The organism is Saccharothrix algeriensis, assembly GCF_016907655.1.
GTDB classification, from domain to species: Bacteria; Actinomycetota; Actinomycetes; order Mycobacteriales; family Pseudonocardiaceae; genus Actinosynnema; species Actinosynnema algeriense.
This window is the reverse complement of record NZ_JAFBCL010000001.1, coordinates 2,484,229-2,508,214: the sequence shown is the minus strand read 5'-3', so window position 1 is coordinate 2,508,214 and position 23,986 is coordinate 2,484,229. Positions and strand designations below refer to the sequence as shown.

General features: G+C 74.7%; 27 protein-coding genes and 1 pseudogene. 17 read left to right on the top strand and 11 right to left on the bottom strand.

Annotation, left to right across the window (positions count from 1 at the left end; genetic code table 11):
* Window positions 1-41: 41 nt before the first annotated feature.
* The 5 genes from JOE68_RS11215 to JOE68_RS11195 all read left to right on the top strand — a co-directional run bounded on the left by JOE68_RS11215 (window position 42) and on the right by JOE68_RS11195 (window position 2,483).
* Window positions 42-380, top strand: coding sequence for a helix-turn-helix transcriptional regulator (locus JOE68_RS11215; protein WP_204842305.1), 339 nt, complete (start codon window positions 42-44; stop codon window positions 378-380).
* The gene (locus tag JOE68_RS11210; protein WP_204842304.1) at window positions 362-1,045 is read left to right on the top strand and encodes a permease prefix domain 1-containing protein; all 684 of its coding nucleotides are present in this window, start codon (window positions 362-364) and stop codon (window positions 1,043-1,045) included. The genes JOE68_RS11215 and JOE68_RS11210 overlap by 19 nt, the downstream gene beginning before the upstream one ends.
* A 190-nt stretch (window positions 1,046-1,235) precedes the next feature.
* Complete coding sequence (locus JOE68_RS11205) at window positions 1,236-1,535, top strand: DivIVA domain-containing protein (RefSeq protein ID WP_204842303.1); 300 nt, start codon at window positions 1,236-1,238, stop codon at window positions 1,533-1,535.
* Window positions 1,522-1,932, top strand: coding sequence for an SRPBCC family protein (locus tag JOE68_RS11200; RefSeq protein WP_204842302.1), 411 nt, complete (start codon window positions 1,522-1,524; stop codon window positions 1,930-1,932). The genes JOE68_RS11205 and JOE68_RS11200 overlap by 14 nt, the downstream gene beginning before the upstream one ends.
* Entirely contained in the window at window positions 1,929-2,483 is a 555-nt protein-coding gene (locus JOE68_RS11195; RefSeq protein WP_204842301.1) for a DNA-3-methyladenine glycosylase I, read from the top strand. Before JOE68_RS11200 ends, JOE68_RS11195 begins: the two co-directional genes overlap by 4 nt.
* Here JOE68_RS11195 and JOE68_RS11190 read toward each other — a convergent pair.
* Entirely contained in the window at window positions 2,470-3,255 is a 786-nt protein-coding gene (locus tag JOE68_RS11190; protein ID WP_239563506.1) for an enoyl-CoA hydratase-related protein, read from the bottom strand. The two genes, JOE68_RS11195 and JOE68_RS11190, sit on opposite strands and share 14 nt — an antisense overlap.
* Before the next feature lie 10 nt (window positions 3,256-3,265).
* A complete protein-coding gene (locus JOE68_RS11185) occupies window positions 3,266-4,045 on the bottom strand; it encodes a PaaX family transcriptional regulator (protein WP_307819634.1) in 780 nt (259 codons plus the stop codon).
* Window positions 4,046-4,308: 263 nt separating this feature from the next.
* On the opposite strand from JOE68_RS11185, the gene JOE68_RS11180 reads away from it, so the two are divergent.
* Window positions 4,309-4,476: a DUF3117 domain-containing protein gene (locus JOE68_RS11180; RefSeq protein ID WP_199441394.1), complete on the top strand. Its 168-nt coding sequence runs from the start codon at window positions 4,309-4,311 to the stop codon at window positions 4,474-4,476.
* 96 nt (window positions 4,477-4,572) lie between these two features.
* Window positions 4,573-5,991, top strand: a complete 1,419-nt coding sequence (locus JOE68_RS11175) for a leucyl aminopeptidase family protein (RefSeq protein WP_204842298.1) — start codon at window positions 4,573-4,575, stop codon at window positions 5,989-5,991.
* Between the two features lie 61 nt (window positions 5,992-6,052).
* Here the strand turns inward: JOE68_RS11175 and JOE68_RS11170 are convergent, their stop codons facing one another.
* Together JOE68_RS11170 and glgA are read right to left on the bottom strand one after the other, a co-directional pair.
* A complete protein-coding gene (locus tag JOE68_RS11170) occupies window positions 6,053-7,414 on the bottom strand; it encodes a hypothetical protein (RefSeq protein WP_204842297.1) in 1,362 nt (453 codons plus the stop codon).
* Window positions 7,415-7,519: 105 nt separating this feature from the next.
* On the bottom strand, window positions 7,520-8,680 hold the full coding sequence (glgA, locus tag JOE68_RS11165) for a glycogen synthase (protein WP_204842296.1): 1,161 nt from the start codon (window positions 8,678-8,680) through the stop codon (window positions 7,520-7,522).
* Between the two features lie 105 nt (window positions 8,681-8,785).
* Here glgA and glgC point away from each other — a divergent pair, with 105 nt between their 5' ends.
* Window positions 8,786-10,000, top strand: coding sequence for a glucose-1-phosphate adenylyltransferase (gene glgC / locus JOE68_RS11160; RefSeq protein WP_204842295.1), 1,215 nt, complete (start codon window positions 8,786-8,788; stop codon window positions 9,998-10,000).
* A gap of 608 nt (window positions 10,001-10,608) precedes the next feature.
* Here glgC and JOE68_RS11155 read toward each other — a convergent pair.
* Entirely contained in the window at window positions 10,609-11,235 is a 627-nt protein-coding gene (locus JOE68_RS11155) for an O-methyltransferase (RefSeq protein ID WP_204842294.1), read from the bottom strand.
* Window positions 11,236-11,449: 214 nt separating this feature from the next.
* Between JOE68_RS11155 and sigE the strand changes: the two genes are divergently transcribed.
* From sigE to tatB, 4 genes are all read left to right on the top strand, one after another.
* Complete coding sequence (gene sigE / locus JOE68_RS11150; protein ID WP_204842293.1) at window positions 11,450-12,025, top strand: RNA polymerase sigma factor SigE; 576 nt, start codon at window positions 11,450-11,452, stop codon at window positions 12,023-12,025.
* Window positions 12,022-12,645: an anti-sigma factor family protein gene (locus tag JOE68_RS11145; RefSeq protein ID WP_239562210.1), complete on the top strand. Its 624-nt coding sequence runs from the start codon at window positions 12,022-12,024 to the stop codon at window positions 12,643-12,645. Before sigE ends, JOE68_RS11145 begins: the two co-directional genes overlap by 4 nt.
* Window positions 12,646-12,973: 328 nt before the next feature.
* On the top strand, window positions 12,974-14,506 hold the full coding sequence (locus JOE68_RS11140) for a trypsin-like peptidase domain-containing protein (RefSeq protein ID WP_204842292.1): 1,533 nt from the start codon (window positions 12,974-12,976) through the stop codon (window positions 14,504-14,506).
* Window positions 14,507-14,551: 45 nt separating this feature from the next.
* On the top strand, window positions 14,552-14,974 hold the full coding sequence (tatB, locus tag JOE68_RS11135; protein ID WP_204842291.1) for a Sec-independent protein translocase protein TatB: 423 nt from the start codon (window positions 14,552-14,554) through the stop codon (window positions 14,972-14,974).
* A 74-nt stretch (window positions 14,975-15,048) separates the two neighbouring features.
* Here the strand turns inward: tatB and JOE68_RS11130 are convergent, their stop codons facing one another.
* Complete coding sequence (locus JOE68_RS11130; RefSeq protein ID WP_346038599.1) at window positions 15,049-16,185, bottom strand: Mrp/NBP35 family ATP-binding protein; 1,137 nt, start codon at window positions 16,183-16,185, stop codon at window positions 15,049-15,051.
* Between the two features lie 165 nt (window positions 16,186-16,350).
* Between JOE68_RS11130 and JOE68_RS11125 the strand changes: the two genes are divergently transcribed.
* Entirely contained in the window at window positions 16,351-16,788 is a 438-nt protein-coding gene (locus tag JOE68_RS11125) for a MarR family winged helix-turn-helix transcriptional regulator (protein ID WP_239562209.1), read from the top strand.
* 11 nt (window positions 16,789-16,799) lie between these two features.
* Here the strand turns inward: JOE68_RS11125 and JOE68_RS11120 are convergent, their stop codons facing one another.
* The 3 genes from JOE68_RS11120 to JOE68_RS11110 all read right to left on the bottom strand — a co-directional run bounded on the left by JOE68_RS11120 (window position 16,800) and on the right by JOE68_RS11110 (window position 18,883).
* Complete coding sequence (locus tag JOE68_RS11120; RefSeq protein WP_204842289.1) at window positions 16,800-17,306, bottom strand: DUF1003 domain-containing protein; 507 nt, start codon at window positions 17,304-17,306, stop codon at window positions 16,800-16,802.
* Window positions 17,299-18,552: a magnesium transporter MgtE N-terminal domain-containing protein gene (locus JOE68_RS11115; protein ID WP_204842288.1), complete on the bottom strand. Its 1,254-nt coding sequence runs from the start codon at window positions 18,550-18,552 to the stop codon at window positions 17,299-17,301. The genes JOE68_RS11120 and JOE68_RS11115 overlap by 8 nt, the downstream gene beginning before the upstream one ends.
* Window positions 18,553-18,688: 136 nt before the next feature.
* Window positions 18,689-18,883 carry a hypothetical protein gene (locus tag JOE68_RS11110; RefSeq protein WP_204846393.1) on the bottom strand — a complete coding sequence of 65 codons (195 nt, stop codon included), beginning with the start codon at window positions 18,881-18,883 and terminating at the stop codon, window positions 18,689-18,691.
* Here JOE68_RS11110 and JOE68_RS32440 point away from each other — a divergent pair.
* Window positions 18,804-19,451 (top strand): annotated as a pseudogene (locus tag JOE68_RS32440) (PhzF family phenazine biosynthesis protein); the annotation flags it as partial. The gene JOE68_RS11110 and the pseudogene JOE68_RS32440 sit on opposite strands and share 80 nt — an antisense overlap.
* Window positions 19,452-19,657: 206 nt before the next feature.
* Here the strand turns inward: JOE68_RS32440 and JOE68_RS11105 are convergent.
* Together JOE68_RS11105 and JOE68_RS11100 are read right to left on the bottom strand one after the other, a co-directional pair.
* On the bottom strand, window positions 19,658-20,524 hold the full coding sequence (locus JOE68_RS11105; RefSeq protein ID WP_204842287.1) for an aminoglycoside phosphotransferase family protein: 867 nt from the start codon (window positions 20,522-20,524) through the stop codon (window positions 19,658-19,660).
* Window positions 20,521-20,856, bottom strand: a complete 336-nt coding sequence (locus JOE68_RS11100; protein WP_307819633.1) for a hypothetical protein — start codon at window positions 20,854-20,856, stop codon at window positions 20,521-20,523. The genes JOE68_RS11105 and JOE68_RS11100 overlap by 4 nt, the downstream gene beginning before the upstream one ends.
* A 113-nt stretch (window positions 20,857-20,969) precedes the next feature.
* On the opposite strand from JOE68_RS11100, the gene JOE68_RS11095 reads away from it, so the two are divergent.
* From JOE68_RS11095 to JOE68_RS11085, 3 genes are all read left to right on the top strand, one after another.
* Window positions 20,970-21,929 carry an HpcH/HpaI aldolase/citrate lyase family protein gene (locus tag JOE68_RS11095; RefSeq protein ID WP_204842286.1) on the top strand — a complete coding sequence of 320 codons (960 nt, stop codon included), beginning with the start codon at window positions 20,970-20,972 and terminating at the stop codon, window positions 21,927-21,929.
* A 139-nt stretch (window positions 21,930-22,068) separates the two neighbouring features.
* Complete coding sequence (locus JOE68_RS11090) at window positions 22,069-23,265, top strand: acyl-CoA dehydrogenase family protein (protein ID WP_204842285.1); 1,197 nt, start codon at window positions 22,069-22,071, stop codon at window positions 23,263-23,265.
* Between the two features lie 125 nt (window positions 23,266-23,390).
* Entirely contained in the window at window positions 23,391-23,918 is a 528-nt protein-coding gene (locus tag JOE68_RS11085; RefSeq protein WP_204842284.1) for a general stress protein, read from the top strand.
* The last annotated feature ends 68 nt before the right edge of the window (window positions 23,919-23,986 follow it).

Here is a 23,986-nt window from a genome sequence, read left to right as displayed (position 1 = left end):
GGATGCCCCCCGGAACCCGCGACCCCGTAGAGTCGGCGCCCGTGAAGTCGGATGCGCTGCGCGGGCACCTCGACGCCCTGCTGCTGGCCACGCTCGACGGCGGCCAACTGCACGGCTACGCGATCATCGAGGCGCTGCAGCTGCGCAGCGGCGGCGCGCTGGACCTGCCGACCGGCACCGTCTACCCGGCGCTGCGCCGGCTGGAGACCGCGGGCCTGGTCGCCAGCGAGTGGAGCACCGTCGGCGGCCGGCAGCGGCGCACCTACCGGCTCACCAAGGCGGGGCGGCGGGCGCTGGCCGCCGAGCGGACGGCGTGGCGCGAGTTCACCGCCGTGATCGAGGGCGTGCTGGGGGGCGGGCCGTGGCCGGCGCAGACGTGATCGACGAGTACCTGACCGACCTGGAGCGCAGGCTGCGGGGACCGGCGCAGGTGAAGGGCGACCTGCTCGCGGAGGCCCGCGACAGCCTCGACGACGCGGTGGCCGCCCACCGCGCGGGCGGCCTGCCGGCGGCGGACGCCCGGCGCCGGGCGGTCGCCGAGTTCGGCCCGGTCCACCGGATCGCCCGCGACTACCAGGGCCTGCTGGCCCTCGCGCACGGCGTGCGCACGCTGTGGACGCTCGTCCTGGTCCTCCCGCTCGGCCACGTGCTGTGGGAGCTGAACCGGCAGTACTGGGTGGGCCCGTGGTCCGCGTTCGACGACGCCGGCCCGCCGCCGGACTGGTACCTCGCGGTGGCGCGGGCCAACGACTCGACCGGCTGGGTCCTCGCCGGCGCGGCGCTGTGCGCCGTGCTCGCGGGCCGCCGGCTGGCCCGGCGGGGCGCCGGCGCGCACACCCTGGCGCGCCTGGCCGGCGCGGTGGCGGTCGGCGCGGTCGGCGTCAGCCTGCTCGGCACCCTGGCGATCGTGGTCGCCACGGCCCACCTGGACGCCACCCGCCTGCTGATGCCCCTGCCGGTCACCGCCGCCAGCGCGGTGCTGCTGGCGGTCCTGCTGCGGCTGCTCGTCCTCGCCCGCCGCTGCCTGGTCTTCTCCGCGGTCTGACCCGCCGCCCGTGGCTGTCGTCTGACCCGCCGCCCGCGGCTGTCGTCTGACCAGCCGCCCGCGGCTGTCGTCGGACCCGCCGCCCGCGGCTGTCGCCGGGATCAGCCGCCCGCGGTCGGTTCGGGCCCGCGGACCGGTCTTCCGCCGCTTCCTCACGGCCCGCAAGCGCGGCGTGTGCCACGATCGTCCCGTGACCACCGCGCTCATCTACCTCGTCGTCATGGTCCTCGTGGCGGCCGTGGTGTTCCTGCTGGCCGCCCTCGTCTTCGGACGCGGGGAGGAACTGGCGCCGCTGCCGCCCGGCGCGTCGCCGACCCGGCTGCCCGCCGACGAGCTGACCGAGGACGACGTGCGCGACCTGCGGTTCCAGCAGGTCTTCCGCGGCTACAAGATGACCGAGGTCGACTGGGCGCTGGACCGGCTCGCCGGCGAGGTCGAGCGGCTGCGGGCGCGGGTCGCCGAGCTGGAGACCGCGCGTGACCAGGCTTGAGCTGGGGGTCGACGTCGCCGCGCCGGTCGAGGTGACCTGGGCGGCGGTCACCGACTGGGCCCGGCAGGGCGAGTGGATGCTCGCCACCGAGGTCCGGGTGACCGCGGGCGACGGCCGGGGCGTCGGCACCGGGCTGACCGCGTTCACCGGCGTCGGCCCGATCGGGTTCACCGACACCATGCGCGTCACGGCCTGGGAGCCGCCGCGCCGCTGCGCCGTCCGGCACACCGGCCGGCTGGTGCGCGGGACCGCCGAGTTCCTGGTCGAGCCGCGCGGCGCGGGCAGCCGGTTCACCTGGGCCGAGGACATCCCGAAGCCGCTGGGCCTGGTGCTCGCGCCGGGGGTGCGGTGGTCGCTGCGCAGGTTCGCCGAGTTCGCCCGGGGGTACCACCGGTGATCCGCTGCCCGTGGGGCGACAGCACGCCGGACTACGCCGAGTACCACGACACCGAGTGGGGCGTCGAGCTGCACGGCGACGTGGCCATGTTCGAGCGGATGAGCCTGGAGTCCTTCCAGTCCGGGCTGTCCTGGATCACCATCCTGCGCAAGCGGGAGAACTTCCGCCGCGCCTTCGCCGGCTTCCGGCCGGAGGTCGTCGCCGGGTACGGGCCGGAGGACTTCGACCGCCTGATGGCCGACGCGGGCATCGTCCGCAACCGCGCCAAGATCAACGCGACGATCGGCAACGCCCGCGCCGTCGCCCGCCTCGACGTCGGGCTGGACGAGCTGCTGTGGTCGTTCGCGCCGCGCCGCCACCGGCGGCCCCGGACCGCCCAGGACGTGCCGGCCGTCACACCCGAGTCCACGGCGATGGCCAAGGAGCTGAAGCGGCGGGGCTTCACCTTCCTCGGCCCCACCACCTGCTACGCGCTGATGCAGGCCACCGGCATGGTCGACGACCACATCGAGACCTGCTTCCGCGCCACCGGGGCCGCTACCGCCCGGTGAACCGCGCCGGCCGCTTGGCCACGAACGCCGCGACCGCCTCCCGGTGGTCCGCGGTGGCGCCCGCCTCGGCCTGGGTGCGCGCCTCGACCTCCAGCGCGGCGGACAGCGCGCCGGAGAACGCCATCGCCTCCTTGATCTTGGCGTAGGCGGTGGTCGGCCCGGCGGCGAGCCGGGCGGCCAGCTCCCGCGCGGCGGGCAGCGCCCGGCCGTCGGCCACCACCCGGTTGACCATGCCGGTGCGCAGCGCCTCCTCCGCGCCGACCGGCTCCGCCAGCAGCAGCATCTCCATCGCGCGGCCGTGCCCGATCAGCCGCGGCAGTGTCCAGGACGCGCCCGAGTCGGCCGTCAGGCCCACGTTCGCGAAGGCCATCAGGAACTTCGCCGACGCCGCCGCCACCCGCAGGTCGCAGGCGTAGGCGAGGGACGCGCCCGCGCCGGCCGCCGTGCCGTTGACCGCCGCGATGACCGGCTTCGGCATCGCCACCACCGCCTCGACCAGCGGGTTGTAGTGCTCCTCGACGGTGCGCAGCGGGGCCGGGTCGCCCGCCTGGAGCAGCGCGACGTGCTCCTTGAGGTCCTGGCCCGCGCAGAACGCGCGCCCCGCCCCGGTGATCACCACCGCGCGCACCGCGTCGTCTGCCGACGTCTCGCGCACCACCTCCAGCAGCCGCTCCTTCAGCGCGACGGTGAACGAGTTGAACGACTCCGGCCGGTTGAGCGTGATCGTGCGGACGCGGTCGGCGTCCTCGATGAGCAGGTCGGACACGGGCAGGACCTCCGGTCTAGTCGGTTCCCAGGCAGTCGTCGACGAACTCGCGGGCGGCCGGCGCGAGGCGGGCGGTGTGCCGGTCGAAGAACTCCGCCGCCGCCCGGCCCGCCCAGCCCTCCGGCAGCAGCTCGCGGGGCAGCCCGGGGTCGCGGAACAGGAACTTCCGCCACGCGTGCAGGAACCGCTGGGACGCGGCGAACGCGCCGGCCGGCGACGCACCGTCCACTGCGGACACCACCGGCTCCCACTCGGCGACGAACCGCGCGTAGTCCGCGCCCAGGGTGGCCAGGTCCCAGGCCCGCGCCGCCAGCGCCCCGGCCGCGCCCTCGTGCTCGCCGTGGAAGGTGCTCGCCGCCACGCCCTCGCCGGCGAGCACGTCGGCCAGCTCCGGCGACGGCCGCGGTGCGATCCACGTCACGGGGCCGAGCGCGCCGTAGCCGAGCAGTTGCAGGGAGGAGGCGAGCCGGTCCCGCGGCTCCCGCGCGGGCAGTTCCTCCAGCACGACGACGTGCCAGCGACCGTCCCAGGTGGACGGGCGGGTCCGGTAGATGCGGGCGGCGGCCTCGTCCAGCCGGCGCTCCGCGCGCGGTGTCATCGCGTAGCCCGGCCCGGAGGGCAGCCGCACCGGCTCCAACCAGCCCTGGCGCACCGTGCGGGACACCGCGGTGCGCACGGCGGGCGCGGCGAAGCCCAGCGGCTCCAGCAGCCGGACCAGGGCGGCGATGGTCGCCGCGCCACCCCGCTCGCGGAGGTGGCCGCCGTAGACGTCGAAGAGCGCGGAACGTGCTCGCACGGGATCGGAGTCTGTCAGGGCGACCCCGCGACACGCCACAGCGCCGGAATCGGTCACGACCAGGTGACGGTGAAATCGCCGGCCGGAAATCGTTGGGGCGCGGCGATCCTGGCGCTGAAGTGCGCGTTGGCGAAGATCGCCGGCACAGCACGGATCGGTTGGAAAGATCGGTTCGGTTTCGCCGGCGAGTCCGCATAGGGGAGAATGGGTCGGAGTATCCGGCCCTGGTCGGACGGGGAAGATGTTGACGGAGGGAGCACGCGATGGCGGCCATGAAGCCCCGGACCGGCGACGGTCCCCTTGAGGTCACCAAGGAGGGGCGTGGCATCGTGATGCGCGTTCCGCTCGAGGGTGGTGGTCGACTCGTCGTCGAGATGTCGGCGGAAGAGGCCAACGCCCTGGGCGACGCCCTCAAGGCAGCCGCTGGCTGACCCAGCCGGAGCGAGAAGTCGTCGGGCCCCGGTTTCCACAGTGGAACCGGGGCATCGCTTCGTCCTGACCACCGCCAGTCCAGCCGAGGAGTCCCAGTGCGCCTGCCCGTCCCCTCCCCGCTCGTGGCCGTCGAGGCGGCCGGCACCCCTCGGCGCGGCGCCGGGCGGGTGGTGCTGGCCCGGCCCGGCGAGCCGCCCGTGCTCGGGCCCGGCGGCGCGGACCTGGTGCTGACCGGGCAGGTCAGCGGGCAGGCGGGCGCGACCCACCGGCAGGACGGGCACTGGGTGCTCGGCGTCGGCGAGGGCGCGCCCGCGGACTGGCGCACGGCGGGCGCGTCGCTGGCCCGGGCGCTCCAGGCGGAGGCGGAGCGGGACGGCGGCACGGCGTTCGACGTGCTGCTGACCCCCGGCGCCGACGTGCGGTCGTTCGTCCTGGGGCTGGTCCTGGGCGGCTACCGGTTCCGGGTGACCGGCGAGCCCGCCCCGCCCCGCCCGAAGGCGGTGCGCCTGGTGGGCGACGCGGCGGCGGACGAGGTCCGCGAGGCCGTCGACCTGGCCGCGGCGACCGCCCTGACCCGCGACCTGGCCAACGCCCCGGCCAACCTGAAGGACCCGGCCTGGCTCGCGTCGACCGCCGCCAGGCTCGCCCGGACCGCGCCGGGCCTGGAGGTGGCGGTCCGCGACGAGCGGTGGTTGGCCGCCGAGGGCTTCGGCGGCGTGCTCGCGGTCGGCGGCGGCTCGGCCCGCCCGCCCCGCTTGGTGCAGCTGACCTGGAACGGCGCGGCCACCGGCCCCCACCTGGTGCTGGTCGGCAAGGGCATCACCTTCGACACCGGCGGCATCTCGATCAAGCCCGCCGAGGGGATGCACCTGATGCGCACCGACATGGCGGGCGGCGCGGCGGTGATCGCGGCGCTGGTCGCCGTCGCCCGCCGCGGCCTGCCGGTCCGGGTGACCGGCCTGGTGCCGTGCGCGGAGAACCACGTGTCGGGCACCGCCTACCGCCCCGGCGACGTGGTGCGCCACTACGGCGGCACGACCACCGAGGTGACCAACACCGACGCGGAGGGCCGGCTGGTGCTGGCCGACGCCATGGCGTACGCGGTGCGCGCGCTCGACGCCGACGCCCTGGTCGACGTGGCGACCCTGACCGGCGCCATGAAGGTCAGCCTGGGCGTGCGGACCGGCGGCCTGTTCGCCTCCGACGACGCCCTGGCCGCGGCGGTCGTGGCGGCGGGGGAGCGGACCGGCGAGACCTGGTGGCGGATGCCGCTGCCGGAGTACCTGGCCGAGGAGGTGGCCAGCGACGTCGCCGACCTGCGCCAGTGCCCGCCCGGTCCGGGCGGCATCACGGCGGCGCTGTTCCTGCGCGAGTTCGCCGGCGGCCTGCCGTGGGCGCACCTGGACATCGCGGGCCCGGCGCGGTCGGACAAGAACTACGCCGAGGTCGTCCCGGGCGCCTCCGGGTTCGCCGCGCGCACCCTGGTCAGCCTGGTGGAGCACTACGGCTCGTGACCCCGGTCGGCCCGGCGCCGGTCGGGTCCGGGTCGCGCGGCCGGTCGGCGGCGCGGGCGGCTCAGAAGTCCAGCGGCACGGTCACCGGCGGCCCCGCCTCCACCGCCGTCCCGCCCAGCACGGGCAGCGCCACCGATCCCGACGTCACGGACACGTCGACCGAGCGGACGTCGGCCGGCACCTCGACCACCAGCGCCACCGGGAACGTGTCGCCGCCGTGGCGCGCGCCCACCAGCGGCGCCCGCGACCCGTCCGGCAGCGTCACCGCGACCAGGTGCTGGGTGATCGGCCCCGCGGCGGTCTGCGGCAGGCCCTTGCCCAGCAGCCGCAGCTCCAGCAGCGCCCGGTCCGGCGCGGACGCCGTCGCCAGCGAGAACTGCGCCCCGGCGCTCACCGGCCGCTGCCTGCCCAGCCGCACCTGCTGGACCTCCAGCGCGCCGTCCTGCCCGCCCACCCGGAGCCGGTGCTCGACCGGCGCGGGCTCGGCCGGCCCGCCCGGCCGCCGCAGCACCGCGGGCGCGTCCGCCAGCGGCCGGCCCGAGGGCACCTCCACCCGCTGCTCCAACGACTTCGCCCCGACGGTGTGGAGCACCAGCTCCTCGCCGCCACCCGACTCCGGCACCGTGTAGACGACGAACACCGACCCGTTCTCGGGCAGCCGCTCGATCGGCAGCCGGTGCCGCCGGCCGGGCACCTGCAGCGCCAGCTCCGGCGGCTGGGGCCGCCAGCCGGCCCAGGGCGTCTGCCGGAACGCCGAGTCGGTCTCGGTCAGCCGCTCCACCGCCAGCCGCAGCACCCGCAGCCGCACGCCGTGCTCGGCCCGCAGCTCGCCCTGCTCGGTCCGCCACGACTCCGGGGTCCCGTAGCCGGTGATCCGGGCCGAGAGCTGGTCGTCGCGGATCATCCCGGTCGCCCCGTCCAGCGGCCGGCCGTCGTCGGGCAGCACGGCCAGGAAGTCCGGGCCCGCCTCGCCGACGCCCTGGTCGGCCTCGGTCTCCCGCCCGTCGGTGCGCACCAGCCTGCCCACCGGAGTGCTGCGGGTGCCCAGCTCCGGCACCTGCGGCGGCTGCACCTCCAGCCGCACGCCGCCGTCGCCGCGCTCGACCTCCTTCAGCGGCACGGGCACCCAGTCCGTCGCCGCCGCGGTGCCCGGCACCTGCACCGGGCCGCACCACAACCGGGTGTCGACCTCGGACTTCGCGCCGGTGCGGGCGAACCAGCAGTTGACGTCCTCGCGGCCGGCGCGCGCCACGTAGCCGAAGTTCAGGGTGTAGCTCAGCTCCGCCTCGGCCCGCATCTGGAGCCCCTGCGGATCCACGATCGAGCGACCCTCGATCGTGAGTTCCGGTGCGGCCGACAGCTCCGTCCCCGCTCCGCACCCGGCCAGCGGAATCACGGCCACGACCAGCGCAAGCCACCGCATGTGACCCCCAGTAGTTGATCCCCTACTGGTTAAAGGCGGTCACCCGCGTGCGAGGTTCCCTCGAATGGGTGTGGCGCGTGTCACATAGAGTAGGTCAATGGCTACTCAGCGCTGGTCGAGGACGCTGCGGTAGACGTCCACCGTCCGGGTGGCGACGCTCGCCCAGGAGAAGTCCCGCACGGCTCGCTCCCGCCCCGCCCGCCCGAACGCCCGAGCCCGGTCGGGATCGGCCAGCACCTCGTTCACGGCGTCGGCCAGCCCGGTCCGGAACGCCTCGGGGTCCGCCTCGTCGTAGTGCACCAGCAACCCGGTCCGGCCGTGCTCCACCACCTCCGGGATGCCGCCCACGTCCGACGCCACGACGGCCGTCCCGCAGGCCATCGCCTCCAGGTTCACGATCCCCAGCGGCTCGTACACCGAGGGGCACACGAACACCGCCGACCGGCTCAGGACCTGCCGCACCTCGTCGGTCCGCAGCATCTGCCGGATCCACACCACACCGGGCCGCGCCTCGGCCAGCTCCGCGACCGCCAGCCGGGTCTCCTCGGCGATCTCCGGGGTGTCCGGCGCGCCCGCGCACAGCACCACCTGCGCGTCCGGCGAGATCCGGTGCGCCGCCGCGACGAGGTGGGCGAGGCCCTTCTGCCGCGTGATCCGCCCCACGAACGACACGATCGGCCGGTCCGGGTCGATCCCGTGCCGCGCCAGCGCGTCCGCCTCGACCACCGGGTGGTAGACCGACGTGTCGATGCCGTTGCGCACCACGTGCACGCGGGCCGGGTCCAGCGCCGGGTAGCAGTCCAGCACGTCGGCCCGCATCCCCTCGCTCACCGCGATGATCGCGTCCGCCGCCTCGTAGGAGGCGCGCTCGACCCACGACGAGACGCGGTACCCGCCGCCCAGCTGCTCGGCCTTCCACGGCCGGCGCGGCTCCAGCGAGTGCGCGGTGACCACGTGCGGCACGCCGTGCAGCAGCTTCGCCAGGTGCCCGGCCAGGTTGGCGTACCAGGTGTGCGAGTGCGCGAGCTGCACCCCGCCCAGCGCGGCGGCCATCGCCAGGTCCGCCGACAGCACGCCGAGCGCCGGGTTCACCTCGGCCAGCGCCGCGACCGGCCGGTACGCCGCGGCGTCCGGGCGCGGGTCGCCGAAGGCGTGCACCTCGACCTCCACCAGCCGGCGCAGCTCCGGGGCCAGGAAGCCGACGTGCACCCCGGCCCCGCCGTAGACCTCCGGCGGGTACTCCCGTGTCAGCAGTCCGATTCGCACGCCGCCCACCGTAACCCCGCCGCGGTCGACGGTCCGGTGAACACTCGCCGATCAAGCCCGCCGCGCCGATGGTGGGCCGGTGCCCGCACGGTTAGGGTCGTTGTCGTGAAAGGGCAACCGCACATTCTGGGAATTGTCCTCGCCGGCGGCGAGGGCAAGCGGCTGTGGCCGTTGACCGCCGACCGCGCGAAGCCCGCGGTGCCCTTCGGCGGCAACTACCGGCTGGTCGACTTCGTGCTGTCCAACCTCGTCAACGCGGGCTTCGTCCGGCTCTGCGTGCTGACGCAGTACAAGTCGCACTCGCTGGACCGGCACATCTCCACCACGTGGCGGCTGTCCAACGTCCTGGGCCAGTACGTCACGCCGGTGCCCGCGCAGCAGCGCCTGGGGCCGCGCTGGTACACCGGCAGCGCCGACGCGATCTTCCAGTCGCTCAACCTCGTCAACGACGAGAAGCCGGACCACGTGATCGTCTTCGGCGCGGACCACGTGTACCGGATGGACCCGGGCCGCATGGTCGACCAGCACGCCGCCGGCGGCGCGGGCGTCACCGTCGCGGGCATCCGGGTGCCGCGCGCGGAGGCCAGGGCGTTCGGCTGCATCGACTCCGACGAGTCCGGGCTGATCACCCGGTTCCTGGAGAAGCCCGCCGACCCGCCGCACGTGCCGGACGACCCGGAGGTCACGTTCGCCTCCATGGGCAACTACGTGTTCACCACCGAAGCCCTGCTGGAGGCGCTGCGGGCGGACGCCGCCAACCCCGACTCCGACCACGACATGGGCGGCGACATCATCCCCATGCTGGTCGACCAGGGCCGCGCGCACGTCTACGACTTCGCCGACAACGCGGTCCCCGGCGAGACCGACCGGGACCGCGGTTACTGGCGCGACGTGGGGACCATCGACGCGTACTACGAAGCGCACATGGACCTGGTGTCGGTGAACCCGGTGTTCAACCTCTACAACCAGGCTTGGCCCATCCGCACCGCGACCCCGCCGCTGCCGCCCGCGAAGTTCATCGCGGGCGGCAGCGCGGAGGACTCCATGGTGGGCCCCGGCTCGATCATCTCGGGCACCGTCCACGGCTCGGTCGTCTCCTCCGACGTGGTGGTGGAGACCGGGTCCGTGGTGCAGGGCAGCGTGCTGCTGCCCGGTGTGCGCATCGGGCGCGGCGCGGTGGTGCGCCGGGCCATCCTGGACAAGAACGTGGTCGTCCCCGACGGCGCGCTGATCGGCGTCGACCCGGCCACGGACCGACAGCGCTACACCGTGTCCGCCGGCGGTGTCACCGTGCTCGGGAAGGGCGTCACAGCGTTCTGAGCGCTCGCCCGCGCACGAACGACCACCGCCCTTTTTCGCGGTTCACGCGGGAGCACCGCACCCGGCACGCTTCACGCAGCCGTGCTGCACCTCGTGCACATACCGGTGCCTTCGTGTTCCCCTCCCCGTACGGCCTGGGCGCAGCCCGATCACGTTTGTCGGGGGGTGTCAAGCACGCTCTTCGCTTGACGCCCCCCGACAAACGTGATTGCCTTCGGCAGGCCGTGCGGGGAGGGGAACACGACCGCTCTTTCTTTTCCTCCTCCTTGGGGGCCTCTCGGCCGCCCTTCATACCTCTGACCTGCACGGATCTGGGTGAGATTCGGGGCCGTATGGATCTAAGCTGAAAAGATGAAAAGAGTCCTCGCCGGACGGGCAGGCCGCCAAGGAGGAGGAAGAGCAAGAGCGGTCGTGTTCTCCCCGCATGGCCTGTCTAAAGACGACCATGCTTTTCCTGGGGGTGCAAGCGAAAAGCGTGCTTGCACCCCCAGGAAAAGCATGGTAGCCCTCCGGGCAGGCCATACGGGGAGAACACGAAGAGACCGGTCTGCACGGGGCGTGCCGAAAACCCCAAAGCCGGGCGGCCCGCCCTTCCCGGGCGGCCCGTCTCAAGGAGTCTTGGCCGCCACCAGCAGGCCGTCGCCCAGCGGCAGGAGCACCGGCACGAGTCGGTCGTCGTCGCGCACCGCGCGCACCACGTCCCGCATCGCCACCGTGACCGGGTCGCGGTGCGCCTGGTCGACCACCTTGCCGTTCCACAGCACGTTGTCGAACGCGATCACCCCGCCCGGCCGCAGCAGTCGCACGCCCTCGTCCAGGTACCTCGGGTACTCGGCCTTGGCCGCGTCCACGAACACGAGGTCGTACGCGCCGTCGGTCAGCCGGGGCAGCACGTCCAGCGCTCGGCCCATGATCAGCCGTGTCCGCGACACCGCGATGCCCGCCTCGGCGAAGGCCACCCGCGCCGCGCGCTGGTGCTCCGGCTCCACGTCGATCGACGTCAGCACGCCCGCCGCCGGCATCCCGCCGAGCAGGTAGAGCGCGCCGACGCCCGCGCCCGTCCCGATCTCCACCACGGCCCTGGCCTGGAGCGCGGTCGCCAGGAAGCGCAGCGCCGCGCCGCCGCCCGCGCCGATCGGCGCGCAGCCCAGGCCGGCGCCACGCGCCCGGGCGGCGGCGATGACGGCGTCCTCGGGCTGGTAGCGCTCCACGTACTCGCGCAGCGGCGCATCCACAGCGAGAGGTTAACGCCGGACGCGGCGGATCGGGTGAACCTCCCGCGCAGCGGAATTCTCAGCCTGCTCTCAGCCGACTCTCACGATGGTTATAAGCGGACCCCGCACCCTGGTACCACCGCAAGACCGCAAGACCCACGGGAACACGCGAGCCGCGGCGAGCGTTGACCCGTGCAGCAGGGCAACCAGCCCACTGGAGGTGCTTCACCGCCCGATGCCAACGCAGCCGCACACCGCCACCGCGCCCATCGTCGACGACACCGAGTGGGTCGTGCCGACGTGGGACCAGGTCGTCCGCGACCACGCCGACCGGGTGTACCGCCTGGCCTACCGCCTGAGCGGTAACCAGCACGACGCCGAGGACCTCACCCAGGAGACGTTCGTCCGGGTGTTCCGGTCGCTCGCGTCGTACCAGCCTGGCACGTTCGAGGGCTGGCTGCACCGCATCACCACGAACCTGTTCCTGGACATGGTCCGCCGCCGCTCCAAGTTCCGCATGGAGGGGCTGCCCGAGGACGCCGAGCGCCTGGCGGGCGACGACCCGAGCCCCGAGCAGGTCTACAGCGACACCCACCTCGACCCGGACCTGCAGGCCGCGCTGGACGAGTTGCCGCCGGACTTCCGCGCCGCAGTAGTGTTGTGCGACGTGGAGGGCCTGTCCTACGAGGAGATCGGTGCGACCCTCGGCGTGAAGCTGGGTACGGTGAGGAGCAGGATCCACCGGGGCCGCCAGGCCCTGCGCGCCGCACTGGAACGCCGTCGGGGTCTGGTTCAGGAGGACTCTGCATGACCGCTCTGCGAGGTTGGGGACTGCCCGAGCAGCACCTGCTGCCCGACGCGGTCGTCGCCTTCGTCGACGGCGAGCTGTCGGCCTCGGCCCACGGCCGGGTGTCCGCGCACCTGGCCCGCTGCCCGTTCTGCGCCGCGGAAGCCTACTCCCAGCAGCAGGCCCGCTCCGCCGTCCGGGCGGCCGAGACGCCGTGCGCGCCCGCCGGCCTGCTGGCCAGGCTGGGCGCGATCCCGCAGGAGGTCGACCTCCCCAGCGCGCCCGACGGCCTCGCGGTCACCGAGGACGGCACGCTCGTCGCCGTCCAGCGCCCCGACCGGGCGACCTTCGGCTCGGGTCCGGTCCTGGGGCAGAGCCGCCCGTTCGGCACCGGCAGCCGGTTCGGCGGCCGTCGCGCGCGGCACGGCGCGGGGGTGGTCGTCTCCGGCCTGATGCTGGGCGCGCTGGCCCTCGTGGCGCCCGGCGGCGAGGACTCGACCCCGATCCCCGCGCAGGGCCCGACCACGCCCCCGTCCCCCGTCGTCGCTCCGCAGCAGGCGGGCGACCAGCGCGTGCTCAAACCGGTCGGCCACGCCGCGCCGACGCCCACGGCCGTGGGCGCGGAGCTCTCGTCGGGCCGCTGAAGGCCCGGAGCCACCCGGGTGCCGAGAACCGGGCGCCGAGAACCGGGCACCGAGAACCGGGCACCGAGAACCGGGCACCGAGAACCGGGCACTGACACCCCGGAGCCGACACCTGCCACCCCGGGAGCCGGACCGCGCCGGACGCCCGGCGCTCGCCCGTCAGGCACCCGCCCCGCACCCCTGCGGTGATCCACGCCCGGCCCCGCCGCACCGCGGCCGGAGCCGACACCGGGCGCCGCCCCCGTTCCCGGGGGGTGCTGACGACAACTTCACCGCTCACCGGGCACGATGAGGCCCGCAACACCGGGAAGACGACGTGCGGGGAGCGATGAGCGAGCCAGAGCAGGGCAACGGAACCCCCAAGTCCGGCGTGGACGACGGGGCACACCGCAGGCTCGCGCCCCGCCCCCTCGACCGCCCCGGCGTCGACCCGGCCCAGGCCGCCGTCTTCGGCCGCCCCTGGGGCGTCCCCGGCGCGTTCTCGGCCGACCGGCCGGCCGGCGGCAACGCCAACGGCGGCGTCCGGCTCTCGCCACCGCCGCCCGAGGCCCTCAGCACGGCGTTCGGCCGCCCGCAGGGCACCTCCGAACTGCTCCAGCGCCCGCCGGGCGACGGCCCGCACGGCGAGCCGGAGGCCGAGCCGCCCCTCTGGGAGGGCCGGGCCGCCGGCGACCCCTGGCGCGACCCGGGCGCGAGCGCGGTCATCGGCCCGCCCGCCGTGACCGAGGAGCCGGCGAAGGACGGCGCGGCCACCGCGCCCGGCCCCGGCCCGCAGCTCAGCGTCCCCGAGCTGCTCTTCGGCCGCCGCGTCAAGCCCTCGGCGCTGGCGCTGCTCATGGTCGCGGCGCTGCTCGTCGGCGCGGCGGGCGGTGTCGTCGGGTGGCTGCTCGGCCGGATGGGCAACCCGCTGACCGACGGCGGCGTGACGCTGGCCGAGGTGCAGCCCGGCAAGGAGCGCCCGGTGGGCTCGGTGGCCGACATCGCCCAGCGCGTGACGCCCAGCGTCGTGTCCATCGAGTTCAAGGGCGCGAACGTGGCGGGCGTCGGCTCGGGCGTGGTCATCGACGGCGGCGGCTACGTCCTGACCAACGACCACGTGGTCGCGCCGGCCGTGCAGGACACCTCCGCGAAGCTGACCGTGGTCTTCACCGACGGCAAGCGCGCGGTCGCCCGGATCGTCGGCCGGGACGCCAAGACCGACCTGGCCGTGATCAAGGTCGAGGTGGAGAACCCCACCGTGCTCCGGTTCGGCAACTCCGACGACCTGGAGGTGGGCGACGCGGTGCTGGCGATCGGCTCCCCGCTGTCGCTGTCCAACACGGTGACCGAGGGCATCGTCAGCGCCCTGCACCGCCCCGTGACGGCGGCCGGCGAGAACGGCGGCCCGCAGGTCACCTACGACGCCATCCAGACCGACGCGGCGATCAACCCGGGCAACTCCGGCGGCGCGCTGGTCGACTCGTCGGGCGCGCTGGTCGGCATCAACTCGTCGATCCGCACCGAGACCGGCGGCTCGGTCGGCCTCGGGTTCGCGATCTCGGGCAACTACGCCCGCAAGGTCTCCCAGGCCCTCATCCGCGACGGCCAGGTCAAGCACGCGGACATGAACGTCAACGTCCGCTCCGCGTCCGCCGAGACCGCCGAGGGCGCCCAGGTGCAGAACGTCCCGGAGGGCGGCGCCGCCGCGGCGGCCGGCATCCAGGAGGGCGACGTGATCACGCGCGTGGGGGACCGGGTGGTCCGCAACGCGGCGGAGCTGACCGTCGCCGTCCGCGACCACGAGATCGGCGAGACGGTGCCGGTGGTGCTGGCCAGGCAGGGCCGGGAGCTGACCCTGCAGGTGACGCTCCGGTCCGACTGACGGCTACTCTGGCAGCGGGCGGGCGGTCGGCGGAGGTGGCACCGGGTGTTTGACAGCGTCGGTTGGGTAGAGCTACTGGTCATCATCGTGGCGGGCTTGTTCATCCTGGGGCCGGAACGCCTGCCCTCGGCCGCGGCCTGGCTCGGCAGGACCATCCGCCAGGTGCGCGACTACGCGACCGGCGCCCGCGAGCAGCTGCGGCAGGAGATGGGCCCCGAGTTCGACCAGCTGCGCAAGCCGCTGGAGGACCTCCGGGAGCTGCGCAACTTCGACCCGAAGCGGGCCATCACCAAGCACCTGTGGGACGACGTGCCCAACGGCGGGCGCAAGCCGAACGGCTACGCCGGCCCGGGGCTGCACACGACGGCCTCGGCGCAGGACCAGGGGCCGACCGGGGCCCGGGAGCGGGAGCGGGAACGCCCGCTCCAGCAGGGCGAGCGCCCCCCGTACGACCCGGACGCCACCTGACCGACCCGCCCGGTCGACCCCGCGGGGTCGGTGCGCGGTCCCGCAGTCCCGCGGCGCGGGCCGGCGGGGCGCGGTCAGCGGCCGGCGGGCGAGACGTCGAGCAGGCGGCCGGCCAGGCCGCGGGAGCGCACCGAGAGCTTGGCGGCCACCGAGGTCAGCACCTGCGCGGCCGTCGAGGTCGGCTCGGCCAGCACGATCGGCGTGCCCGCGTCGCCCTGCTCCCGCAGCCGCTGGTCCAGCGGCACCTGGCCGAGCAGCGGCACCTCCGCGCCGACCGCCTGGGACAGGGAGGCCGCGACCGCCTCGCCGCCGCCGGACCCGAACAGCTCCATCCGCTCGCCGCCGGGCAGCTCCAGCCACGACATGTTCTCGACGACGCCGGCCACCCGCTGACGGGTCTGCAGCGCGATCGCGCCCGCGCGCTCGGCGACCTCGGCCGCCGCCTGCTGCGGGGTGGTCACGACCAGGATCTCCGCGTTCGGCACCAGCTGGGCCACCGAGATGGCCACGTCGCCGGTGCCCGGCGGGAGGTCGAGCAGCAGCACGTCCAGGTCGCCCCAGAAGACGTCGGCCAGGAACTGCTGGAGGGCGCGGTGCAGCATCGGGCCGCGCCACACGACCGGGGTGTTGCCGGGGGTGAACATGCCGATGGAGATCAGCTTCACGCCGTGCGACTGCGGCGGCATGATCATCTTCTCGACCTGCGTCGGCCGGGCCTCGGTGCCCAGCATCCGGGGGATCGAGTGGCCGTAGATGTCGGCGTCCACGACGCCCACCGACAGGCCGCGCGCCGCCATCGCCACGGCCAGGTTCGCCGTCACGCTGGACTTGCCGACGCCGCCCTTGCCGGAGGCCACGCAGTAGACCCGGGTCAGCGAGCCGGGCTGGGCGAACGGGATGACCGGCTCGTCCACCCCGCCGCGCAGAGACTTGCGCAGCTCGGTGCGCTGCGCGTCGCTCATCACGTCCAGCTCGACCCGCACCGACGACACGCCGTCGAGCGCGGAGACGGCCGCCGTCACGTCGGCGGTGATCCGGTCGCGCATGGGGCAGCCGGCCACGGTCAGGTAGACCCCGACGGCCACGACCCCGTCCTCGACCGACACCGACTTCACCATGCCGAGGTCGGTGATGGGCCGCCGGATCTCCGGGTCCTGCACGCCGGCCAGCGCCTTGCGCACGTCGTCAACGGTGGGAGCGGTCTGCGTCACTGGATCGCCTTCGATCGCCGGGCTTTCAGGGGGTGGACGCCATGCTACGGCGGCGCGGCGCACCTCCAAGCTACCGGGCGGTCACCGGGAATTCGGGGCCAGCGCGAAGCCGGTCGAGTGCTTTCCGTAACATCGTCGTCCGTGCCGGAAACCGGAAGTGCCCGGTTGCCCACCCGAACCGAGCTCGGCGTGTGGCGATCCTTCCTCCGGGCCCATGCGCGGCTCACTCGGATCCTGGAAGCCGAACTGATCGCCGAGCAACGCCTGTCGCTCGCGGCCTACGACGTCCTCGTGCAGCTCGCCGAGGCGCCGCAGCACCGGCTGCGGATGACGGAGCTGGCGGACGCCGTCCTGCTGTCGCGCTCCGGCGTGACCAGGCTCGTCGACCGGCTGGAACGCGCCGGCCTCGTGCTGCGCGAGCGCGCCGACGGCGACGGCCGGGGGGTGGTCGCGGTGCTCACCGCGCTGGGCCTGGACCGCCTGCGCATCGCGTCGAGCACCCACCTGACCGGGGTGACCCGGCACTTCGCCGAGGTGTTCGGGTCGGCCGAGCTGGAGGCGTTCGGGCGGTCCTGCGAGCGGCTGGCGGCCGACGACGCCTGAAGCGGGCGCCCCTAGGACGGCACGTCGTCCCACCGCGGGTCGTCCCGCAGGGCCTTGCGGCGCTGCTCCCGGAACACCCGGTCGAGCTCGCCGCGCAGGAAGTCGCGCGTGGCGACCTCGCCGACGGCGATCCGCAGCGCGGCCAGCTCCCGGGCGAGGTACTCGGTGTCGGCCTTGGTCTGCGCGGCCCGCGCGCGGTCCTCCTCCAGCGACACCCGGTCCCGGTCGTCCTGCCGGTTCTGGGCCAGCAGGATCAGCGGCGCGGCGTACGCGGCCTGGGTGGAGAACGCCAGGTTGAGCAGGATGAACGGGTACGGGTCCCACCGCAGCGAGACGGCGGCCAGGTTCAGCGTGATCCACACGATCACGACCAGCGTCTGCCAGAACAGGAACTTGCCGGTGCCGAGGAACCGGGCCAGCCGCTCGGAGAACCGCCCGAACGCCTCCGGGTCGAGCTGCAGCCGGAACCGGCCGGGTGGGCGCGGCTGGTCGAGCCGGCGGCGCGGCAGCTCAGGCATGGGTCAGCCCCGTCTCCCGCCAGTTGGCCGGCAGCAGGTGGTCCAGCACGTCGTCCACGGTCACCGCGCCGAGCAGGTGGTCGGCCTCGTCCACGACCGGGCCGCAGACCAGGTTGTAGGCGGCGAAGTACCGGGTCACGTCGCCCAGCGACGCGTCGGGCCCCAGCTTGGCCAGGTCGGTGTCGAGCACGCCCGCCACCAGGTCGGAGGGCGGCTCCCGCAGCAGCCGCTGGATGTGCACGCACCCGAGGTAGCGCCCGGTGGGCGTCGCGGTCGGCGGCCGGCACACGAACACCATGCTGGCCAGCGCGGGCGTGAGGTCCGGGTTGCGCACGTGCGCCAGCGCCTCGGCCACCGTCGCGTCCGGGGCCAGCACCACCGGCTCGGGCGTCATCAGCCCGCCCGCCGTGTCGAAGCTGTACTCCAGCAGCCGCTTGACCGGCTCGGACTCGGCCGGCTCCATCAGCCCCAGCAGCCGGTCCTTGTCCGCCTCGGGCAGCTCGGCCAGCAGGTCGGCGGCGTCGTCGGGGTCCATGGCGCCCAGCACGTCGGCGGCCCGCTCGTCGTCCAGGTGCGCCAGCAGGTCCTTCTGGTCCTCCTCGCCCAGCTCCTCGATCACGTCGGCGAGCCGCTCGTCGTCGAGGGCCTCGGCCACCTCGTAGCGCCGCTTGACCGGCAGGCTGTGCAGCGCCAGCGCGACGTCCGCCGCCCGCATCGTCTCGAAGACCGCCACCAGGTGCTGCGCGCCCTGCGGCTGGCCCGCGAGCTCGGCCACGGACAGGCCGGCCAGCTCCTCCCAGCGCAGCACCTGCACCGGCCCGCGCCGCCCGAGCCGCCCGGTCCGCACCCGCACGGCGACCCGCGTCATCCGCCAGTCGCGGGTGCGGGTGGGCTCCATGGCGGCGTCGACCAGCACGGCCGCCTGGTCGGAGTCGAGCCGCACGCGGGCGTCCAGCAGTTGGCCGACGACCAGCACCTCGTTGGCGCGCTGGTGGAAGTGCCGCAGGTTGACCGAGCCCGTGGCGAGCGTCACGGCGTTGGGCTCGATGGCGGTGACCCGCAGCATCGGCACGAAGATCCGCCGCCGGGTGGCCAGCTCCAGCACCAGGCCGAGCACGCGCGGCGGCTGGCGGTCCACCCGCAGGCCGATGACCAGGTCGCGGACCTTGCCGATGGACTCGCCGTCGGGCCCGAACACGGGCAGTCCGGCGAGTTGAGCGGCGAAGACCCGGTTCACGGCGACCACGCCGCAAGGCTAGTCAACGAGCGGGCGCGCCGCCGCGCTCAGCCCCCGCGGCCGGCCTCGGCCTGGCGCAGCACGGGGGAGACCGCGAACCCGCCGCGCTCGCAGGCCGACACCGCCCGTTCGCCGGAGTGCACGGTCACCCGCTCCGGCCCCGGGTCGCGCGCCAGGGCCGGCGCGGCGTCGACGAGCCGGCCGCCGCCACGTCCCCCGGCCCGGCGGGGCGCACCTCCACCTCGTCCACGGGGTCCACGGTGGCGGACGGCGCCAGGGTCGGCCACGCGCTGGACCACGACGCGGTGGACGTGTTCGCCGAGCGGGCCTTCGAGGGCAACCCGCCGGCCGTCGTGCACGGCTGCGACGACCTGCCCGACGCGCGGCTGCCGGCCCTCGCGCGCGAGTTCGGCTACTCCGGGACGGCCTTCCCGCTGCCGCCGACCGACCCCGCCGCCGACTACCGGCTGCGCATCTTCTCGCCGCTGGGGGAGATGCCGTTCGCCGGGCGCCCCGGCGTCGGCACGGCGTGGCTGCTCGGCCGCGCCGGCGCGCTGCCGCCCGGCGCGGCGACCCGGCAGACCGCGCGCGGCCTGCACCGGGTCGTGGTCGACGCCGAGCGCGCCACCCTCGCGGGCGACACCCCCTCGGTCGGCGACTACCTCGACCCGGCGCCGCCGGCGTCCGCGCCCGGCCTGTTCCTGTCCGATGTGGACGGGCACGCGGAGGCCGGTGTCGCCGGCGCGGGCCTGGGCTTCACCTTCCTGCCGGTGCGCGCGGACGCCCTCGCGCGGGCGCGGCCGGTCGCGGACCTGGCGCAGGTCGTCACCGGCCGGGGCCTGGTGGCCGTGGCGTTCGCGGCGGGCGTCGCGCGCGTCCGGGTGTTCCGCGCGACCGGCGGCGAGGACCCGGCCACCGGGTCCGCCGCGCCGGCCCCGGGCGCGTGGCCGGCGGACCGGGGCGTGCTCGCCCGAGGGCGAGCACGCCTTCACCGTGCGCCAGGGCGCGGAACCGGGCCGACCGTCCACCCCGGACTGCTCGGCCACCGTGGCGGGCGGGGTGGCTACGCACGTGACCGTCGGCGATCGGGTGGAGCCGGTGGCCGGAGGCCGGATCAGAGTCCCCCAGCGGTCAGCGCGCGGGCGATGCCCTCGCACTTCCCGGCCAGCTCGGGCAGCTCCGCGTCGGTGGACCACAGCCAGTTGGCCACCGCCCGGTACACCGCCCACCCGCGCGCCCGGTCCGCGTCCAGCTCCCCGATGTCGCACAGCGCCGCGAACCGGTCGCGCAGCCCCCTCTCGCCGGCCACCTCGCCGTACCGGTTCCACAGCAGCGGGACGACGCCGTACTCGCGGTCGCCGGCGACCGGCTTCGGGTCGATCATCAACCACGGCTCGCGCGTGCCCCGCAGCACGTTGGCGTAGTGCAGGTCCTCGTTGACCAGGGTGTCCCCGGCGGTGGCCGCCAGCTCGGCGCCCAGCTCGGCGGCCGGCGCGACGAAGCGGTCCGGCACCGGCCGGCCCAGCTCCTCGTTGAGCCCGACGAGGTCCTCGGGCTCGACGCGGCGGAACGCCGGGTCGGCGGGCAGGCGCAGCCGCCGCAGGAGGCCGCCGGCGACCTCCAGCGCCTCCCCGGCGGGTGCGTCGAGCAGCGAGCGGGTGTGGTCCAGCCGCTCCAGCAGCAGGGCGCCGCGCTCGGCGTCGTCGGCCAGCAGCCGCACCACGCCGTCGCCGTCCCAGGCCCGCAGGGCCAGCGGTTCCTGCCGGGTCTCGGTGTCCAGCCAGGTCAGCTTGAGCGCGGCCGGGTGGCCGTCGGCCCGGCGCACCGGCAGCACGACGGCCACGAAGCCGTGGAGCAGGTCGCCGTCGGGCGCGAGGCCCCAGCGGGCGCAGAACTCCGCCGCCAGGGCGGGTAGCGCGGCGCGCCAGGCGAGGGCCTCCTCGCCGAGCTCGACGGCGAAGTCGGGCGGCACGGTGATCACGCGACCTCCAGGCGGTAGACGCGGTCCCAGCGCGGCGTCGCGTTCAGCCGCGCGGACCGCAGCGCCGCCGCGGCGCCCTCGTCGACCTCCACCAGCCGGGCGGTCGCGGCGACGTCGACCAGGTGCGAGTGGGTCGACGGCGAGCGCACGGTCAGCAGGCACGGCACGCCGTCGGCCAGTCCGGGCACCTCCTGCTCCGTGCCGCCGACGGCCACCAGCACCGCGTCGTCCCGCCACAGCGCCCACACCAGGCGGGGCCCGTGCCCCTCCGGCGCGACCCACACGGCGGCGGCCTTGCGCAGCGCGTTGTCCAGCACGCGGGTGATCTCCACGGGCCCAGCCTGCCACGCCCGGTGTGAATCGGGACTCACGAAATAGCGGCCGACCACCCCGCGTGCCACTCTTCGCAGCACCAGAGCTACCGGCCGGTACGAGGAGGTACCCCGTGGTCGACCAGCAGCGTCCCCGTCGCTCGTGCCTGGCTGTTCCCGGTTCCAGCCAGAAGATGCTGGACAAGGCCCGCACCCTGCCCGCCGACCAGGTCTTCCTCGACCTGGAGGACGCCTGCGCGCCGCTGGCCAAGCCGGCCGCGCGCGAGGCCGTCGTCGCGGCGCTCAACGAGGGCGGCTGGGGCTCGCGCACCCGCGTGGTCCGCGTCAACGACTGGACCACCGAGTGGACCTACCGCGACGTCACCGAGGTCGTGGAGGGCGCGGGCGCGAACCTGGACTGCCTCATGCTGCCCAAGGTGCAGACCGCGGAGCAGGTGCACGCGCTGGACCTGCTGCTGACCCAGGTCGAGAAGGCCACGGGCCTCCAGGTCGGCCGGATCGGCATCGAGGCCCAGATCGAGAACGCCCTCGGCCTGACCAACGTCAACGCGATCGCCGCCGCGTCGCCGCGGGTGGAGACCATCATCTTCGGCCCGGCCGACTTCATGGCGTCGATCAACATGAAGTCGCTGGTGGTCGGCGAGCAGCCGCCCGGCTACGACGTCGGCGACGCCTACCACTACATCCTGATGCAGATCCTGATGGCGGCGCGGGCGCACGGCAAGCAGGCCGTCGACGGCCCGTACCTCCAGATCCGCGACGTGGAGGGGTTCAAGCGGGTGGCCGGCCGGTCGGCCGCGCTGGGCTTCGACGGCAAGTGGGTGCTGCACCCCGGCCAGATCGACGCGGCGAACGAGGTGTTCAGCCCGAAGCAGGAGGACTACGACCACGCCGAGGACATCCTCGACGCCTACGACCACTACACCTCGGAGGCGGGCGGGAAGCGCGGCGCGGTGATGCTCGGCGACGAGATGATCGACGAGGCGTCGCGGAAGATGGCGCTGGTGATCGCCGCCAAGGGCCGCGCGGCGGGCATGTCCCGCACCCGCGCGTGGACGCCGCCGGAGGCGTGACGGGCGGGTCGGCGGCCCCGCCGCGGGGCGGGCCGGCGCTGTCTCGGTTCAGGGCGTGGCGCGGAGCACCTTCCGGCCGCGAACGGCCGCCCACCGGTCCATACTCGCCGGTAACCCCGGACGACGAAGGGAACCCGCGATGGCGCGCCTGGCCCGGACCGCCGGCCTCACCGAAGTCCAGGAGGAGATCCTCGCCACCGTCCGCTCCTTCGTGGACAAGGAGATCATCCCGCACGCCCAGGCGCTGGAGCACGCCGACGCCTACCCGGCCGACATCGTCGAGGGCATGAAGGAGATGGGCCTGTTCGGGCTCACCATCCCGGAGGAGTTCGGCGGGCTCGGCGAGTCGCTGCTGACCTACGCGCTGGTGGTCGAGCAGGTCGCCCGCGGCTGGATGTCGGTCTCCGGGGTGATCAACACCCACTTCATCGTCGCGCACATGCTCAGGCAGCACGGCACGCCCGAGCAGCAGCGGCACTACCTGCCCCGGATGGCCACCGGCGAGGTGCGCGGCTCGTTCTCCATGTCCGAGCCCGAGCTGGGCTCCGACGTGGCGGCGATCCGCACGCGGGCCGCGCGCGAGGGCGACGAGTACGTGGTGGACGGCCAGAAGATGTGGCTGACCAACGGCGGCACGTCCAACCTCACCGCCGTGCTGGTCCGCACCGACGAGGGCGCGGAGAAGCCGCACCGCAACCTCACCGCGCTCCTGGTGGACAAGCCCGAGGGCTACGGCGAGGTGCTGCCCGGCCTGACCATCCCCGGCAGGATCGACAAGATGGGCTACAAGGGCGTCGACACCACCGAGATGGTGTTCGACGGCTTCCGGCTGCCCGCCGACCGCGTGCTCGGCGGCGTCCCCGGGCAGGGCTTCCGGCAGATGATGGACGGCGTCGAGGTCGGCCGGGTCAACGTGGCCGCCCGCGCGTGCGGCATCGCGCTGCGCGCGTTCGAGCTGGCCGTCGGGTACGCCCAGCAGCGCCGGGCGTTCGGCAAGGCCATCGCCGACCACCAGGCCGTCGCGTTCAAGCTGGCGGAGATGGCCACCAAGGTCGAGGCCGCCCACCTGATGATGGTCAACGCCGCCCGGCTCAAGGACTCCGGCGCCCGCAACGACGTCGAGGCGGGCATGGCCAAGCTGATCGCCTCGGAGTACTGCGCCGAGGTCACCCAGGAGGCGTTCCGCATCCACGGCGGCTACGGGTACTCCAAGGAGTACGAGATCGAGCGGCTGATGCGCGAGGCGCCGTTCCTGCTCATCGGCGAGGGCACCAGCGAGATCCAGAAGACGATCATCAGCCGCGGGCTGCTGCGGGACTACCGGTCGCGCGGCTGACACCGCCCCGCGGGGCGCGGGCGCCGCCGCCCAGGTCACGGAAGCGTGGCGTTCCCGGCCATCCGTTTCGCGCTGTTCGCCCCTAGTTGGCAGGATGGGGGTGATCAGCAGAAGAGGTGGTTCCCGTGACGAGTTCCTTCTCCGGCCAGAACCGACCCGGTGCGCCGCCGCGCCTGCCCACGCCGCCCACCGGGTGGCCGATCGGGTCGTACAGCACCTACGAGGAGGCGCAGCGCGCCGTCGACTTCCTCGCCGACAGCGACTTCCCCGTGCAGGAGGTGACCATCGTCGGGGTGGACCTCATGCTGGTGGAGCGGGTCACCGGCCGGCTCACCTGGGGCCGCGTGCTGGGCACCGGAGCCGCCTCCGGCGCCTGGTTCGGCCTGTTCGTCGGCGTGCTGCTGTCGCTGTTCAGCACCACCGCCGAGGCGGGCTTCGGGCCCATCCTGGTCGGCCTGGTCGTCGGCATCGCGTTCGGGCTGATCTTCGCGGCGGTCGGCTACGGCTCGGCGCGCGGCAAGCGCGACTTCCAGTCGGCCAGCCAGCTGGTGGCCGGGCGCTACGACGTGCTGTGCCAGCCGCGCAACGCCGAGCGCGGGCGCGACCTGCTGGCCAAGCTCGCCATGCGACCGGGTGACGCGCCCAAGGAGTAGCGGGTTTCGCCTTCCCGATCACCGGGTAGAGCCGTTGCGGGCACGGGTGGTTGCGGCACCTGATCACC